This window comes from Chryseobacterium joostei (genome assembly GCF_003815775.1).
In the GTDB taxonomy this organism is placed as follows: domain Bacteria; phylum Bacteroidota; class Bacteroidia; order Flavobacteriales; family Weeksellaceae; genus Chryseobacterium; species Chryseobacterium joostei.
In genome coordinates, this window is sequence record NZ_CP033926.1 from 1,357,930 (window position 1) to 1,374,949 (window position 17,020).

14 protein-coding genes are annotated in these 17,020 nt (G+C 32.2%); 11 read left to right on the forward strand and 3 right to left on the reverse strand.

Features of this window, described 5'->3' with window-relative positions:
• Positions 1–23: 23 nt before the first annotated feature.
• The 9 genes from EG359_RS06310 (at position 24) to EG359_RS06350 (ending at position 11,263) form a co-directional block, all read left to right on the forward strand.
• On the forward strand, positions 24–272 hold the full coding sequence (locus EG359_RS06310; protein WP_062669263.1) for a helix-turn-helix domain-containing protein: 249 nt from the start codon (positions 24–26) through the stop codon (positions 270–272).
• A gap of 176 nt (positions 273–448) precedes the next feature.
• On the forward strand, positions 449–2,332 hold the full coding sequence (locus EG359_RS06315; protein ID WP_076350889.1) for a P-loop NTPase fold protein: 1,884 nt from the start codon (positions 449–451) through the stop codon (positions 2,330–2,332).
• A gap of 329 nt (positions 2,333–2,661) precedes the next feature.
• The gene (locus tag EG359_RS06320; protein WP_076350887.1) at positions 2,662–3,804 is read left to right on the forward strand and encodes a DUF3800 domain-containing protein; all 1,143 of its coding nucleotides are present in this window, start codon (positions 2,662–2,664) and stop codon (positions 3,802–3,804) included.
• 12 nt (positions 3,805–3,816) lie between these two features.
• Positions 3,817–4,611, forward strand: a complete 795-nt coding sequence (locus EG359_RS06325; protein WP_076350885.1) for a hypothetical protein — start codon at positions 3,817–3,819, stop codon at positions 4,609–4,611.
• 9 nt (positions 4,612–4,620) lie between these two features.
• The gene (locus tag EG359_RS06330) at positions 4,621–5,082 is read left to right on the forward strand and encodes a hypothetical protein (RefSeq protein WP_076350883.1); all 462 of its coding nucleotides are present in this window, start codon (positions 4,621–4,623) and stop codon (positions 5,080–5,082) included.
• 21 nt (positions 5,083–5,103) lie between these two features.
• On the forward strand, positions 5,104–8,097 hold the full coding sequence (locus EG359_RS06335) for a DEAD/DEAH box helicase (RefSeq protein WP_076350881.1): 2,994 nt from the start codon (positions 5,104–5,106) through the stop codon (positions 8,095–8,097).
• A 35-nt stretch (positions 8,098–8,132) separates the two neighbouring features.
• The gene (locus tag EG359_RS06340; RefSeq protein WP_076350879.1) at positions 8,133–8,792 is read left to right on the forward strand and encodes a hypothetical protein; all 660 of its coding nucleotides are present in this window, start codon (positions 8,133–8,135) and stop codon (positions 8,790–8,792) included.
• Complete coding sequence (locus tag EG359_RS06345; RefSeq protein WP_076350877.1) at positions 8,792–10,069, forward strand: hypothetical protein; 1,278 nt, start codon at positions 8,792–8,794, stop codon at positions 10,067–10,069. Before EG359_RS06340 ends, EG359_RS06345 begins: the two co-directional genes overlap by 1 nt.
• 75 nt (positions 10,070–10,144) lie before the next feature.
• A complete protein-coding gene (locus EG359_RS06350) occupies positions 10,145–11,263 on the forward strand; it encodes a hypothetical protein (RefSeq protein ID WP_123867287.1) in 1,119 nt (372 codons plus the stop codon).
• Positions 11,264–11,390: 127 nt separating this feature from the next.
• Here EG359_RS06350 and EG359_RS06355 read toward each other — a convergent pair whose 3' ends face one another.
• The 3 genes from EG359_RS06355 to EG359_RS06365 all read right to left on the reverse strand — a co-directional run bounded on the left by EG359_RS06355 (position 11,391) and on the right by EG359_RS06365 (position 15,333).
• The gene (locus tag EG359_RS06355; RefSeq protein WP_076350873.1) at positions 11,391–13,478 is read right to left on the reverse strand and encodes a type IA DNA topoisomerase; all 2,088 of its coding nucleotides are present in this window, start codon (positions 13,476–13,478) and stop codon (positions 11,391–11,393) included.
• A 20-nt stretch (positions 13,479–13,498) separates the two neighbouring features.
• On the reverse strand, positions 13,499–14,953 hold the full coding sequence (locus EG359_RS06360; protein ID WP_076350871.1) for a DUF3945 domain-containing protein: 1,455 nt from the start codon (positions 14,951–14,953) through the stop codon (positions 13,499–13,501).
• A gap of 98 nt (positions 14,954–15,051) precedes the next feature.
• The gene (locus tag EG359_RS06365; protein WP_002980966.1) at positions 15,052–15,333 is read right to left on the reverse strand and encodes a helix-turn-helix domain-containing protein; all 282 of its coding nucleotides are present in this window, start codon (positions 15,331–15,333) and stop codon (positions 15,052–15,054) included.
• Between the two features lie 329 nt (positions 15,334–15,662).
• Here EG359_RS06365 and EG359_RS06370 point away from each other — a divergent pair, with 329 nt between their 5' ends.
• A complete protein-coding gene (locus tag EG359_RS06370) occupies positions 15,663–16,556 on the forward strand; it encodes a cation diffusion facilitator family transporter (RefSeq protein ID WP_076350869.1) in 894 nt (297 codons plus the stop codon).
• Between the two features lie 257 nt (positions 16,557–16,813).
• Complete coding sequence (locus tag EG359_RS22850; protein WP_317126615.1) at positions 16,814–16,999, forward strand: hypothetical protein; 186 nt, start codon at positions 16,814–16,816, stop codon at positions 16,997–16,999.
• Positions 17,000–17,020: the final 21 nt, after the last annotated feature.

Below are 17,020 nucleotides of genomic sequence, written 5' to 3' on the forward strand. Positions count from 1 at the left end.
ACCCTTTCTTTTAATTTGTTCTAATGGACGACGAGAAAGACGTAATTATTGCTATTTGCAAATACATTTATCTTAACTGGATTTCAAAGGCAGAATCACAGAGAGATTTTGCATCAAAATGCGGCGTAGAGGAAAGTACTGTTAGAAGAATAAAAAATATTGCACTTGGAACATCAAAGACTGATTACAATATGTCTTTAAAAACTTTGATTAAAATCTGCCAAAAAAAGCAAATAACTTTAGAAGATTTTTTCGGAAATATAAATAGATAAAATCCTAACTAATAGTTAGGATTTTATCTATTCTAAAATTTCAATCAATCAATATAATCCTAAGCAAATTTCAGTGAAAATACTGATTTTTAGTTTTATAATGTGTGTACTTTTGCTAATAAAAATTATTAAATTCAGATGTAATGAATTTAATAATTTTCAATTAAAAAAATTTAATGGACAACAAACATATCATTGAATACTTAGAGTATTACATAAATTCAGAGAATATTAATTTTGCTGTATTGCTTAAAGGAGGCTGGGGATCTGGCAAAACTTTTTTCATCAAGAAACTAATTGAGAAATGGAGCACTCCAAATATTGCGGGTGACGAATTTGTAGCCCTAAATCCCATATATATTTCGTTAAATGGAGTCAGTGAAAAGAAAGAAATTATTTTAAAACTTAAAGAAAGAATTAATCCCTTCTTATATTCAAAAGGTGTAAAAGTTGCTTCTTCAATATTTAAAGGATTTATAAAATCCACATTAAAAGTCGACTTAGATTTTGATGGAGATGGCAAAGATGATGCGGCTGCCAATATTAACTTTGATCCAATTTCAATTTTCAAAGCAGATAACGATAAAATAAAAGGTAATAGGATTATTATTTTTGATGATATTGAAAGGTGCAAAATACCCGTAGATGAAATCTATGGATTTATAAATGATTTTGTTGAGCATTCAAAATGTAAAATAATACTGATTTCAGACGAAGATAAGATCATCGAAAGAGATTTACAAGAAAAAAATTTAGCTCCTTATACTGCATTTAAAGAAAAAATAATTGGTCAAGCTTTCGAAATAAAACCAAATTCCGATGAAGCCGTGCAATATTTTATTAGTCTTTTAAAACCTGAAATCCAAGCAGTAATGGAGGAAAATAAGGCATTAATATTTAGTATTTTTAGTGTCTCGAAAGCAAAAAATCTAAGAGTCCTCCAGCGAGCAATGTTTAATTATGAGAGGATTTTAAATTTATTAGAAGAGGATTTAAAGAAAGACGTTGATAACTACAAATTGTTAACTAAAAGTTTATTAGGGTATTATATGATATTTCATATTGAATATAATACTGGAAACTTAGATATTGAATTTTTTCAACAATTATTTATTGGCGATGAAAAAAAGTATGATTTCCAAAATTACGAAGAAGCAATTAAATCGTTTAATCTAATTCATTCTACAAAGTTATTCACTGCAAAAAACTTACTTCAATTCATCAGTCACGGTAATTACGAAGCTCTGTTATCAGAACTTAATAATTGCTTTATTTTCCATCCAGATGATGAAAAGGATTGGGAAAAATTGTGGTATTGGAAATTTTTAGAAGACAGTACTTTTAATGAAATATTACCAAAGGTCGAAAAAGAATTCTTCGCTGAAACTAACTTACATTTCACGGAGGTCTTACATATTTCTAGCATCTTCCTTAATTTAATTGATAATGAACTTTATAGCGGAAGTACAAAATCTAACGTAATTAGTAGAGCTAAAGAACTTTTTGCTGCTTCTGATGATCTTAAAGGAGTTACTGATTTACATATAATACTTAGGAGGTCATGGAGAAAGTATTACGCATCTGAACACACAGCTGAATTTCAAGAGATATTAAAATCTTTAAAAGATTGTACTAAACTAAGCCAATCCCAAACGACAAATAATTTTGTAGAAGCCACTCTTTATGGACTAAACAATGAAAATGTTGATGAATTATATGATATATTTAAAAAGTATGACTGGTCGACGCGTACCATTTTGGAAAGAACTTCAATTTTTAAAAATGTTTCCGCCGAAAAGTTTTCAGAGGTAGTACTTAGCTTAGATAACAAATCTATTTTTGATTTAAATGGTTATTTTAATTATCGTTACATCCCTGAAAAAAACTATACTAACGAGAAAATTGAAGATTATCATAAATCCGAGTTTGAATTTATAAATTCTCTTAGAAATAATTTGATTGAAAAACATTCCAAATTGGAAGGTGAGCCAATTAGAGCAAAAACTATTAAGAATTTAATTGAAGATTTGGAAAAGATTTCACTACGAATAAATAAGTAGAACTATGTCAGCTATATTCAATTTCGCAACTATTCCATTAAAATACAGATATTTAAATATAATTTCGAAGATTAATTAAAAAGTAAATTAATCAATATCCTTTTAATTTATGCATTTTAGTATTATAAATTCGTTAGTTACCCCATCTATCAATCCATTTTCTTGTATTTTATCATTTTATACTCATAAAAAATAAGACAAAAAGATCTGAGAATGTCAGATTTATTAACTGAATTACTTAGAAGTGGGCACTGAAGGCAATTCTATCAATTTACGGATTCCCGTAAAATAATAATAAAAATTAATGTAACTTTATTACTTTAGATAGTATGAAACAAGTAATTGCATTCGCCGACGAATTCGGAAATAATTCATTCAAATTTTCAACGGAAAGTACTCACTTTATCATTGCTAGTATTATCGTCAATTATGAAGATCTAGAAGAATTTTACTTTGATGTTGAAAAAATTCGATCAAAATATTTTCAGACAGGAGAAATCAAATCCTCAAAAGTAAAAGACAATCACAAAAGGAGGATGCTAATTTTAAATGAGTTGGCAAAACTCAAGTTTAATATTTACTCAGTCGTTGTTGATAAAACGAAATTGTATGGGGAAGGTTTTAAATACAAAAAATCTTTTTACAAATATCTAAATGGCATCTTGTATAAAGAGTTATACAAAACATTTCCAAAGCTTGAACTGAAAGTAGACGAACATGGAGGTAATGAATTCATGCTTGAATTTAAACAGTATGTGCAACAGAACCATATTCGTACGCTATTTGAAGGCTCCGAATTTTTTGTCAATAAAAGCGATAAAGAGCTAGGAGTACAAATCGCTGATTTTGTTGCCGGAACTTTAGGGTATATTTTTGATGAACATAAAAAAAGTGACTATTCCCAACAGTTTTTAAAAGCATTATCAGGAAAAATCATAAGCATTAACCACTTTCCTAAAATTTATAAGCTTAACGAGTACAATGAATCTAAGGTTGATGAGTTTTATAACCAAGCTATTACCGATCTAAGTTTAAGAAGTATCTTTGATTATCTTGATACAACTTCTTCAGATACTCAACAAAAGCAGGATTCAATAAATTTCTTGAAAGTTTTAGTGAGATATCACGAATCCAATCATTATAAAAATTATACTACCGGACAAGAGTTCATTGAACATCTCAACGTGAACCGAGATTCCAAACTTAGCAAAGAACAATTTGTAAATATGGTTGGAGGTTTGAGAGATAAAGGCATTCTTATTGGAAGCAGCCGAGAAGGCTACAAAATTCCCACTAATCATGATGAAATTAAAAAATATGTTCAGCACGGAAACTCTATTGTACTTCCACTTTTAAGAAGAATAAATGTATGTAGGGAAGCCATAATGTTAGCAACAAATAATTCATTAGACATTCTTGATGATGTAGAATTTGAAACTTTAAAACATATCATTGAAGAGCTAAGACCATAAAAAGACTAAACCATGAATGAACATCAAAAAAAGCTTTTAATTTCATTATTAATAAAAAAGGAAGAAGAAACTAGAATAGAGCACCCGTATGACATTCTAATTCATTCAGTTTTAAATACAATAGACTTTGAAGATTTAGTAAATTATCACATTGAAAATGAATACACCGAATTTAAATCTTCAATCTTTAGCAACATTGAAAAAAGAGCTACTACATTCAACGAACATGAGAAAATGTATAATAGCCTAAAAGAACTTTTAAAAGCTGATGTTTCATATCATAAATCTACAAGAATCAGAATAATATTAGAATTGCTACTACCACAGTTAGCTGAAGATTACAAAACAGATTTTTTTAATACATTTTTTTATTCAAAATATACATATGACAACAAGGCTGCACTCCGATATATAAGTTTTGCAGAAACCGACGTAACAGAGATGTTAGTAGATCATTTTTTTGTCTCTGGGGATAAGAGCTATTTAAATGTATTGCTTAAACAAGAAAATGCTCATTTACTTGCATCAAATGCAGAAGATCTATGGTTCATGGATCTGAGTCCTTATTTTAAGAAAAGACTCATTGAAATATGTGCATTTCAAGATTTAGAAAAATTTAAATTTCTAAGGGATATTGATTACGAATTTTATATTTTATTATTGCTTATAAGAAATGAAATAAAACCTAACAAAATTATGTCGGAGCTTGAGAAAATGCCCGAAGAAAAACAGCATTTTGCTTTATTGAATTTCAGTAAATGGATTGATTTTTCTTATGTTGAGAAGAAAGTAAAAAAATATCTTTAAACAAAATATATGGAAAAAACAATTAGAAACGCAGACAATAATTATAATACCAATCTCTCTTCTGAATATCTTATCATGAGCATTCTTTGCAGAACGGGTAAAGATGCATATCTTTCTTTTGGCAATAAAAAAGGGGTTGATATAATCGTCAAAACTAAGTTAGGAGCAATATGTATTGTTGAGGTTAAAGGTGTCAATAAACGCAATGACTGGCTTATTACAAATTCCGGTACATTTACTACAGCTCCCAATTTAATTTATGCCTTGGTTTGCTTTAATGGTAAGATTGATGACTTAGAATCTACTCCTGATTTTTGGTTTATCCCTTCGGTAAAGTTGGCTGAAAATACAGAACATAAAATTGCTAAAAACGAGAAAACTGTTTATATTTCAAATAAATATGTCAGAGAAAATTACAACGAATACAAAAACTCTATTAAGTATTTAGAAGAATATCTGAATGCATTTTAAATTAATAATCACCAAATACATATGAACCAGGAACATCATAAATGGTTGACCTATTGGAAAAAAAATTTATCCGACTCCTTAAATACGGATATTGACATTGATAAATCAGAATTTTTTGAAATCGAAAATTTTAAAATCGAAAATCAGTTTATTGGTGAAATTGAAAAAGTTAATGCACTAATAGACATTGAGGAAAAAAAGATCAATGATAAAAAAGGTATAAAAAGCAAAGAAAACGAAGAGTGGATTCATATTGAATATACTCCTGTACTTATAGCTCCATTTAAACTTAAACCTCTTCCGGAACATTTAGTTCATCTCAAAGATAAAAAACCAAAATTCCCGTTTTGGTTTTCTGCAGTTCTTGATAGGAATGGTAAATTATCCATTCCTGAAGAAACTTTTCCTCTATTTCAAAGAAAATATCTGGAGCCTTTAGCAGATGAAAAAAATGAGTTTATCTTTAGCAGTGTAGAAGATGTTGATCGTGCTACAACCTTGGGAAGAGAAAGCTATACCAGATATTCAGAATATATATCCAATATAGTTGATGTATTTGAAAAAGCTATTCATAAAAAACTAAATGAATATCATACAGAAGGATATGAGACATTGTATAATGGTCTGATTTTACTTCCTCAGGAAGATATTAATGCTGCGGAAGGTATTATCCAGCTATACGAAAAAATTCTTAAAGTCAAAAAGATTCCACCTCTTTTAGAATCATTAATAACTTTAAAAAATAACAATCAAAAACTCCCTGTTTCTGTTAATGACCATATCAATTTTAACGAGCTTCATTTAGGACAAATGGGATTTGATTTCCCTATATCAATATCTCAGAGAAAAAGCTTGAATACTCTTTTGAGTACTAATGACAAAGTTTTTGCCGTAAATGGACCTCCAGGAACAGGAAAAACAACTTTACTTCAAAGTATTGTGGCCACCAAAGTTGTAGCAACTGCTTTAGAAGGGAAAAAAGCTCCTATCATCCTTGCTTGTTCTACCAACAATCAAGCTGTCACAAATATAATTGATAGTTTTTCCCGCTCTAATACAAGAGAAGGAGAATTACAAGGCAGATGGCTTCCTGATGTTGATGGTTATGCTACTTATTTACCTTCTACTCTTAAAAGTGAAGAAGAGCTAAAAGGAACAAATTATAAAAAATTGAGTGGAAGCGGCATCTTTGGAAAAATTGAAAATCAAGAATATCTTAGCAGAGCTAAGGAATATTTTCTAGAAAAAAGTAAAACTTATTTTAATAAACCTGTTCTTACTCTTATCAATACAGCACATAGCCTTCGAAACGAGATTATTCTTATTGAAGAAATCTTAAAAAAAGCAAGTGCATTATGGAAAGATTATTTGAAATCTGAAAAAGAATTTACATCTGAATATTTATCTTCATCATCAGATCGCTATTATAAAGAGGGTATTTTAAATGAGTCTGTATTAATAACCGACATTCAGAATTTAATTTTAATTGAGCGACAAATAATTTCTTATTTTAAAGAAGAACCTTTTTTCAGAAAAATATTTTGTTTTTTGGGGTTTAAGTCAGCTTTAAAAAACAGAGCGAGTGAAGTTAAAATCATTCTTAGAGATTCTTTGATTGTAATTACTAATGATTTTGTTTTTAAAAAAGCAGAGATTCTGCATAAAATTGATTTTAAAATAAGCCTTGCTAAAAAAATAGTCGATGTCATAGAAAGATGGAAAGCTTGGAAAAAAGATAATCAAATAAATGGTAACCCACCATCTTCAGAAGAAGAATACTGGGATTTTGAGTTAACAAAGATTAGTGAGAAAATTCCAGCTAATTGTTTCTATGATGAATTGGATATATCACTGCGACATAAGGCATTTCAGTTGGCCTTACATTACTGGGAAGCCCGATATCTTATAGAACTAGAAAGCAGTCTCTATGAATCTAATTTTGATGGAAAAGGAGAAGACCCGATGATGATGAGATGGCAGAGACACGCGATGCTTACTCCATGTTTTGTAAGTACGTTCTTTATGGCTCCGAAATTCTTTAGCTTTTATAAATTCTTTAAAAAAGCTGAAGATGGTAAGAACTTATATGATACTCCCCCACTTTTAGATTTTATTGATCTGCTTATTGTTGACGAAGCCGGACAGGTTTCACCTGAAGTAGGAATTGCAACTTTTGCGTTGGCAAAACAAGCTGTTGTTGTGGGAGATGTTAAGCAAATCGAGCCTGTTTGGAATATTACAAATAAAATTGATATCGGAAATCTTAAAAAATGTCAGATTATTAAAGATTATAATGATACTATCTATGAAAAGGAATTTGACCAAAAAGGGTTTCTTTCCTCTACAGGAAGTATTATGAAAATGGCTCAGAATGCTTCTGGATTTAAAGAGAAAGAACTTCATGAAAAGGGAGTTCTACTTACTGAGCACAGAAGATGTTATGATGAAATTATTAATTACTGTAATGTTTTAGCTTATGATGGTCAGTTGGTTCCACTAAGAGGAAAAGCTACATCAGATCTTCTTTTTGATCCAATGTACTGTATACATGTTGAAGGGCAATCGACAAAAAATAATAATGGAAGCAGATTCAATCAAAATGAGGCAAAGGAAATTGTTGAATGGTTAACAAAAAACAGAATTTCGATTGAGAAAAAATATGGACAGATAGAAAAGGCTGTTGGAATTATTACCCCGTTCACGGGACAAAAACACCTTTTAAAAAATACATTAAAAAATGCAGGATTTAAAGTTGATGATCTTAAAATAGGAACTGTTCATGCACTTCAGGGTGCAGAACGAGCTATCGTTTTATTTTCAATGGTATATGGTGATGAAGATAAAGGCACATTATTTTTCGACAGGGATAACAAACCTAATATGCTAAATGTGGCAGTATCCAGAGCAAAAGATAATTTCATTGTTTTCGCCAATACCAAGATTCTTAATAAAAATGCAAAAACACCTTCCGGAGTGCTGGCCAATTTTTTACAATATGAAATTACCAAAAGCTAATACAATAATTACAACGCTACAATAACTTAAAAAATATGAACTCAGAACCTCTTACTCCTAAACAAATTAAAACCAGATGGACAGATATTAAGAGACAAATTAATGCCAGACAATTATTAGCTTATAGAGTATCTATCCCAGTCGAAAAATGGGATGAATATATGCACTCAACTCCGTCTGAAGATGAGATTAACAGGATATATGAGGCCATACAACAAGATAGAATAAATAAAACGGTAAGAGTTAAGGAAGCTTTATCAAAAATTGTAGGATACAGAGAATCTGTTGTGTATAGCAAAAAAATAGGGATTTCAGATAGTTATATCCGTGAAATACTTGAAGGAAAAAAAGAGAAAGCAGGTTATGAAATAATCGATAAAATAGAGCTGTTTTTAAATACAATTTTACCGGATTTTGAAATGTCTATAGAAAATACATTGACCTTAAAAAGTTTCACGCAAGATTATACCACTACTATTACAAATGATATCAATAAAGTTGTTGAGAATCTAAAAGATTATCGTTTTAATCTTGCACAAATGATTACAAAAAGAGAAACTTCAACAGATTGGAAGGGTGATAAAATTTCGGTCACAAGATCAATTGAATATTCTATAGAGAGACTTGCGGAAATCAAGGAAGAAATAGATTTGTTCTGGAGTTTATATATTGAAAAACAAAACAACGTTAAATAATGGCAGTTGACAGCAAAATAAAAGGAGACGAAGGAGAAAATTTTGTCAATGAGATCGCTTACAAATCATTTTTCAAGTATTGGTGCTATCCAGGACCCAAATATGAAAATGGTGACAAAAAAGAAATCTGTGACTTACTCATTGTTTTTAATGACATATGCATTATATTTTCTGTAAAAAACTACGAATTTAAAGGAAATCACCTTCGTTATTTTAACAATACGATTGAAAAAGCTGTAAGACAATTAAATGGTGCTTACAAAACTTTATTTAAAAAAGATAAAGTAGAGATAAAACATCCTGACAGAGATATTGAAGAGTTCCCTAAAAATCAGATTACAAAAATTTTTAAAATAATAATTAACCTTGGAGAAGGAGTTGATTTTTATGATATTACAAGAACTCAAAATCATTCAGATTTTATAACAATATTTGATAAAGAGACATTCCAAACCGTCGCTGAAGAACTAAATACAGTTCCAGATTTTATTGACTATTTGGAGAAAAGAGAGTTACTCTTTAAAAACAAAGTTGTTCAAGTCATCTCACCCGATTTACCAAAAGATTTGAATGAGAATGACTTAAGACACCTTAATGAAAACATTGAAAATTCAATTAAGATAATTGGTACCGAGAAAGATTTACTTGCATATTTTTTCACAAATGTCCGTAGTTTTCCAAAGGCGATTACAGATAATAGTGAGAAGGATTACATGGTTATTGATATAGAAGGTGCCTGGGAAATATTCAAAAACTCACCCAATGCTATAAAAAAAGAGTTTGCAGATTCATCAAGTTATTTTGTTGATAATCTCGTAATGAATGAAATTTTATGCCGGGAGGAACCAAACATGGAGGAAATAGCAAAGGAATTACTTTCTTTAAATAGATTAAAGCGTCGAGCTGTGGGTATTAGCTTTGAAGAATTCTTCGATGATATTCGAAATGCTTCGGAAGGAATGATTAAAAGACGTTTTACAGAACATGGTAATTTAGCTCTTGTCTTTTTTAATTTTTTTCCACAATGGGGTGAAGATTCCTTACTAAGAATGTTTGATTTAATTTTTGAAACATTTGCATTTCATTATCAATACAAACATCAAACTTTTATACTTTTAGGAGTGAGCTCAGATCCTTACTTTACTTTTCAAATGCATAAAAATTATGGAAAATTTGATATTGAAGATGAAGAAATAATAAAAGCAAACATTAAAGAACTTGGTTGGTTTACTGAATACCAGGAAAAGGTTAATAATGTTAATGAATTTCCTGAGTAATGAATTATATTTAAAATACATATTTTCTTATAATGCTAAACTTCAAAAATTAATACAATCTATTTAGATACTATAATGAATAATGTCGTTAAACTTACACGTACAGAACTCTATGATAAAGTATGGGCTACACCTCTAACTACACTATCTAAAGAATTTAATTTGTCTGATAACGGACTAAGAAAAATCTGTATAAAATTTGATATCCCATTGCCACCAATGGGATACTGGCAAAAATTACAGTTTGGAAAAAAAGTGGTACAGATACCATTACCTCAGCAAGAAAACGAGGAGGAAGTAAAAATTTATGTAGATCAAAATAAAAATGAGCCTAATCCTATAAATTCACTCAGACAGATTGTTACAGAAAAGATTAAAAAAAATTCAGCACTAATTTTAAAGGTCTCAGAACGATTAAGTAAACCTGACGAAATCACCAGTAAAGTGCAAGAAAACCTTAGCAAGAAAAAAGTTAATGATTATGCAAAGATAAAAGGAACCATTGATACTGATGGAGGCTTACCCAATATTGTTGTTTCCCCAAAAAATGTTTCTCGCGCATTAAGAATATTAGATAATCTAATAAAGAATTTTAAAATTTTAGGATATAAAATGAACATAGATTCTGAAGGATTAAAATTCGCCGCATATGAAGATAAAATTACATTATACATTAAAGAAAAAAGCAATATTAAAGATACAACGAATGAAAGAGGATGGAAAAGCAGAGATTTAATAGCAAATGGTATGCTAGCAGTTAAGATCGTGCAATACGGGACAACTGAATTTGCAGACACAGATAAATTACTTGTTGAAGATCAAATTGAAAAAATTTTGATAAAAGTTGAAACTGAGTTTCAAAGAATGGCTGAAAACAGAAGAAAATGGAAGATTGAAAGTGAAAAAAGAGAAGAGCTCAGGAAAATTGAAGAAGCAAAACAAAAAATGAAGGATGAAGAGCTTGCAAAATTTATTGCTTTTTATAATGATGCCCATCGATGGAAGAAGTTTATTATTCTAAAGGAGTACTTTGAATATATGAAATCCCATAATACCACAAACAAAGAATGGATTGAATGGGCTGAAAAAAAACTCGATTGGTACGATCCCGCGAAAAATACAGAAGACGGTTTAATGGATAATGTTGATAAAAATACTTTAGAAGCTAAAGAAAAAAAGAGATGGGATTGGTAAAATATGTAAAAATAAATTAATTTTTTTAACAACGTATTCCATATCTTAAAAGTCCATTTCCGTATATTATAGGAAATGGACATATAACCTCATATTGAGCCATAATCTATACTACAATTGTATCTATTTAAATATTTTTTCTAAACTCAAATCCTGTATTGAAATCTTCTTTTAAAACTATATAAGCATCAAAATTTCTACCATTTTTACTTTTCATGTTTTTGATTAATAATGTTTTATTTTGAGTTAATAGTAAAGTTATATCTCTAATACTTAGTTGTATTCCACATATAGTTCTAAAGAAAATCCAACTGCATTGTTCATCTGGGCATTTGACAATTTTATCTTTGATGATAAGAGTATGCTGTTGACATTTAGGGCATTTCAACTGTGGGGTGTTTTCTTGGGGAATATGGAGTGATAAAAGTTCGCTGGTGATTTCAGTTGTGTAGGTTTGGATGTCGTTCATGAATTGGTCTTTGTTGAGTTCACCTTTTTCAATTCTATCCAGTGCTATTTCCCATTCCGCAGTCATTTGAACATTGGCTATTTTTTTGTCTTTAACAAGGTTGTAAACCTGCAAGCCTTTGTCGGTCGGATGCAGAGTTTTGCTCTTTCTGATGATATAGTTTCTGCTAAGTAGGGTTTCGATAATAGAAGCTCGGGTGGCTGGGGTTCCGATGCCGATATTAGAGAGTGCTTTTTGTTCTTCTTTATTTTCAATAGATCGACCTGCATTTTCCATGGCTGATAAAAGATCCGCTTCTGTGAAAAGTTTAGGAGGTTGCGTTACTTTTTCCAATAATTCTGTTTTTGATATTTTCAGCTCATCTCCTATTTTGAATTCCGGAAGTTCAGTAAGGACTTCATTTTTATTATTGGAATTTTCATTGTCAGATAGAATTCCTTTGATGGCTCGCCAGCCTTTCTCCAAGATTATAGATCCTTTGATCTGGAATTCATAATGATGTACTTTTGCTATAATGTGACTGACTTGTTTTGTACAGGCATGGGATAGAGATTCCAACAAACGATAAGCAATCATCTCATAAATGGCTTTTTCGGTAGCGCTAATTGCGGATGGAACTTTCGTAGTGATGAGTAAACCGTGATGATCCGTTACTTTTACATCATTAACAATTCTCTTGTTGAAATTTCCGAACTTTAAAGTAGATATGGCTGATTTAAATTGATCGTTTGTATTAAGGATTCTGACCAGTTCAGGAATCTCTGCCCATAAATCTTCAGGAATATACTTGCTGCCGGTTCTGGGATAGGTAATGAATTTCTTTTCATATAAGCTTTGGGCAATCTGTAAAACCTCATCTGCAGAAAGTCCTAATTTTCGGTTGGCTTCTTTCTGTAATTCTGTGAGATCGAAAAGTAAGGGAGATTGTTCCTGTACTGTTGTAATGGATACATCTTCTACAACAGCTCTTCCCTCCCGTTCTATGGATTTTTGGATTTGTTCTGCCTGCTTCTTTTCTTCCCACTGCAATAATGAAAGACTGGTAAAGTCTGTATATTCTTTTCTGTGACTCAGCAGGATTTGAAAGTACTTTTGCTTGGTAAAGTTTTGATGCTGAAGAAACCGTTGGCAGATTAAAGCAAGGGTTGGTGTTTGCACTCTGCCCAATGAATAAACATCTTGATTTCCTGCGATGGTTAATGCCTGGGTGGCATTGATTCCCACCAGCCAGTCTGCTTCGCTTCTGGCTTTAGCAGCTTGATATAAACCGTCAAAGGTATCACCTGGTCGAAGATTCTTAAAACCTTCCTGTATTGCCTTTTCGGTAAGGGAACTGATCCATAGTCTTTCGAAGGGTTTGTTGCATTGTAGGTAGTGATAGATATAGCGGAAGATCAACTCCCCTTCCCTTCCTGCATCTGTGGCGACAATAATACTGCTGCATTGACTGATGACTTGCTTTATTGCATTGAGTTGTTTTAAAGCCGAAGGATCGGGCTCATAGCCGTTTGCTTTCTTTAGTTTTTTGGGAGTTAGAATAAAAGGGTTCGGAAAGATAGGCAAAGAGGCTTTATTAAAGCCTCTTATACCATAATCCTCTGGCATTCCTAATGCGATCAGATGTCCTAATGCCCAGGTTACACAATATCCGTTACCGGATAAATAACCATCATTCTTTTCATGGGTTCCTAACAATTGTGCGATTTCTCTTGCTACACTCGGTTTTTCTGCGATGATTGCTTTCATATGATGGTTTTAAATGTTGATTATAGTTTTTGTCTTCTTGGTTTTCTAACCTTTTTTTGCTGATCCTCCTGCTGTTTATTGGCAGGGTGCTGCTGTTTTGATTCTAAAGGCTCATTTACATTTTTAGTAGCTTCATTGGTTTTACCATGGGTGTTAACCGCAGTTTGGGTCTTATGATCTTCTGTAGGTTTTGCTTCTTCTTTAAGTTTATTAGGATGATTGAAGGAGAAATCGGTTTTAAAGGTTTCTTTATTGAAGGTAATATAGCCTTGATAGGCTTTACCTTTAGTATCGGTAAGGCCATCAACGTACACGGTTTGCCCGGCTTTGAACTTTTCATATTGTGAATCGTCCAGCTCTTTTCCTCTGAATACTTTGGGGGCTTCTTTATCCATAGGTTGAGTTTGCTGTTGGTTATGATTGTGCTGTTGACTTTGTTGTTGATTCTGATTATTGCTGAACAAAAATTCCACATATCGCTTATCCGCATTGAACTGTACAGTGGCATCGAAAAGTTCACCTTTTTTAGAGTTCATGCCTTCAAGATACAATGGACCTCCTTCCAGTAGGGTTTGTTTCTGATGTTCATCAAGCCTAATTCCTTTGATTTCATCAGGAATTTTCATGTATTCTGCCCGATAGGCAACCAATTCATTGGTTAAACGGTCACGGCTGATCACTGATGGAATGATTTCATCAGTTTTAGGATTGACAAGATCTACTACCCGACCCATATTCCCGCTTTCTTTCAGGTTCTTCTTGTCTTCATCCGTGAACTGGTGACCTAAAAATTTATTATTGAGGCTGGGCTCCTTTCGGATACCATGCAGATGAACGGCAACCTGCCCTGTATCTCCTGTCTGAAGGGATAATCGAACATCCATCTTACTGACCGCTGTTCCTAAATTAATGGTGATGGGAATTAATGTATTGGTTTTAAAGCCTCTGAGTAATGAATCCATGGCATTCATTTTTTCAAGCTTCTCCTGATTAAGTCCGAACTTTTCCATCGTTTTCCAGTCGATCTGTTCAGGCTGAAAACGATATTCCTGATTGTCTGTGTTGTTGTCCATTGTATTTTGATTTTTTGGATTGTTATTGTGTTGAGGTAAAACTTCGTAGCCTTTCAGCTTTTCTTTTTCTTCAGGAGATGCCTGATCGACATATTTTTGAAGATCCTGGGCGGTATTAACTGCATCGTATTCTGAAACTTTGAAAAAGTTGAAATGCGTGGGATTTTTAAGCTGCCGGTAAAAGTTGGAAAAGAAGTTGGAGAATATATCGCCGTGTTTATCTACTCTGATCAGCTGCTCATTATCCTTTTTTTCTTGTGGAGTAACCTTTTGCAGATTCCCATCTTGATCAATTCCTTTGACCATTTCAACCTGGTTAGTATGAATGTTCAGGACAAGGAGTGTGTCTGTTACCGGTTTGAGTTCATTGGGTTCCTGAGGGTTTATCAATTCATTTTCCATTGTATTTCATTTAATGGAACCAAGATATAGGCTCAATTAAGAGAATCCTAAAGGTTGGAATGGTGGTGAATGATTTGGCTGTGGATGTCTTGTTATTATCAAGAGTTTAAACATTCTCTGATCAATTGATGGACATCAGAAAGCTTATAGTACAGCTTTCCGCTAATGGTATAATAAGGCAGCTTTTTATCAGTCCGGTACCGCTGTAATGATCGGGAACTTATTTTTAAAAGCTGTAAAACATCCTGGTTATCCAGAAGCTGCTCTCCGTCCACTTCTATAAATCTGGATTGGTTCTTAAGCATTTGCTCTTTCAGTAGGTCAAATCTTTCCATAATTCTCTCCATCCAGGCTATAAATTCTGTTCTTTCAATATTCATAATTGTGATTTTTATGATTGTTGGTGATGTAAAATTGGGCAACAGAAATCATATAAAATCACTAGTTTTTCGTAGTAACGAAAAGATTTTTACTGATTTTTTTAAATTGGTTTTAAGAATAATCGATATGTTGATCCACGAGATAATAATGGAAGAAATAAAATTATTTTAATTGAAAATTCAATTCTAAGTATCTGTTCAGATATTTTTTATTTTGAAACAAAAGCCATAATTTTATTAATGATTTAAATACATCAGCTCATATAGGGAATCTATCTGTTTTATGTATTGAAGTAATTTTATTGTTCTCTTATTAATCTCCATCATTAATGGCCAATAATCGCAAATCAATTTACAGTGCTCTTGCCGCTAACCTACTGATTGCTCTTACAAAGTTTATTGCAGGGGCATTTACCAATAGTTCTTCCATGATATCCGAAGGAATTCATTCAACAGTTGATACCGCGAATCAGCTGCTGCTTTTATATGGAATCAAAAGGAGCAGGAAGCCCGCAGATGAGTCTCATCCATTTGGGTACGGCAAGGAGCTTTATTTCTGGTCCTTCGTGGTTTCAATTCTTATATTTGGTTTAGGGGGTGCTTTATCCATCTATCAGGGAATCTTACACATTATTGAACCCGAGGTGATGAAAGATCCATTCTGGAATTATATTGTATTGATACTTTCCCTTATTTTCGAGGGTACCTCTTTGTTTATCGCTGTAAAAGAATTTAACAAGACCCGTAACGGGTTGAGATGGTGGGATGCGATCATCAAAAGCAAAGATCCGGGAAGCTTTCTTGTAGTTTTTGAAGATGGTGCCGCGGTGGCCGGTCTGCTTGTTGTTATGATATTAATGGGGATCAGTCATTGGTTACAAATTCCGGAATTGGATGGGCTGGCATCGGTAATCGTAGGGTTAATACTGGTTTTTGTCTCGCTTATTCTGGCCAGGGAAAGCAGGAGCCTGCTGATGGGTGAAGGCATAGCACCTGAAACAAGAGAAAAGATTGCTAAACTGGCTGAAAAAGATACTGCTGTCGTCAGAACAAAAAGTATACTCTCTACGTACCATTCACCTGAAGAAGTTGTACTGATGCTGATCATCGATTTCGAAGATCATCTTGATACAGAAGAGATCACAGAGGCCATACACCGTATTCGTGAACATATTAAAAATGAATTTCCATTCGTAAGGTTTGTTATTATTCAACCGGAATAACTCATTATAGTGTAGGATCTTGAGAATTTTTAATTTTTACGGAATTCCGTAAAAATCTGAATGCTGACATTTCTACATTTGTCAGAAATATACACTGTTCTATGAAAAATCTTATTCTATTTTCAATCTTTCTTTTGATCTTCTCCTGCAATTCACCTCAGGCAGGAAACACCATTACATTTACCAAACAGAACTATATAGGAGAATGACCTTTTTCCGTTAATGAATTAGAGGTCTACTGTTCAGGTTACAAAGAGATCTATGGCAGGGCGAAGAATGGTAAGGTCTATGCGCTAAATGGTTCTGCAAAAGGCGCTTCACATAATGATCCGTCTATCAGTAAGATTGAGGAGATCTGGTTGGATGCCCCCAATTGGAAAGGGTTAAAAATTTCTTACGGAGATTTTATAACGCAGGGACTTACACTCTGTGCGAATAAATAATAATGACAATCCGTCATTATC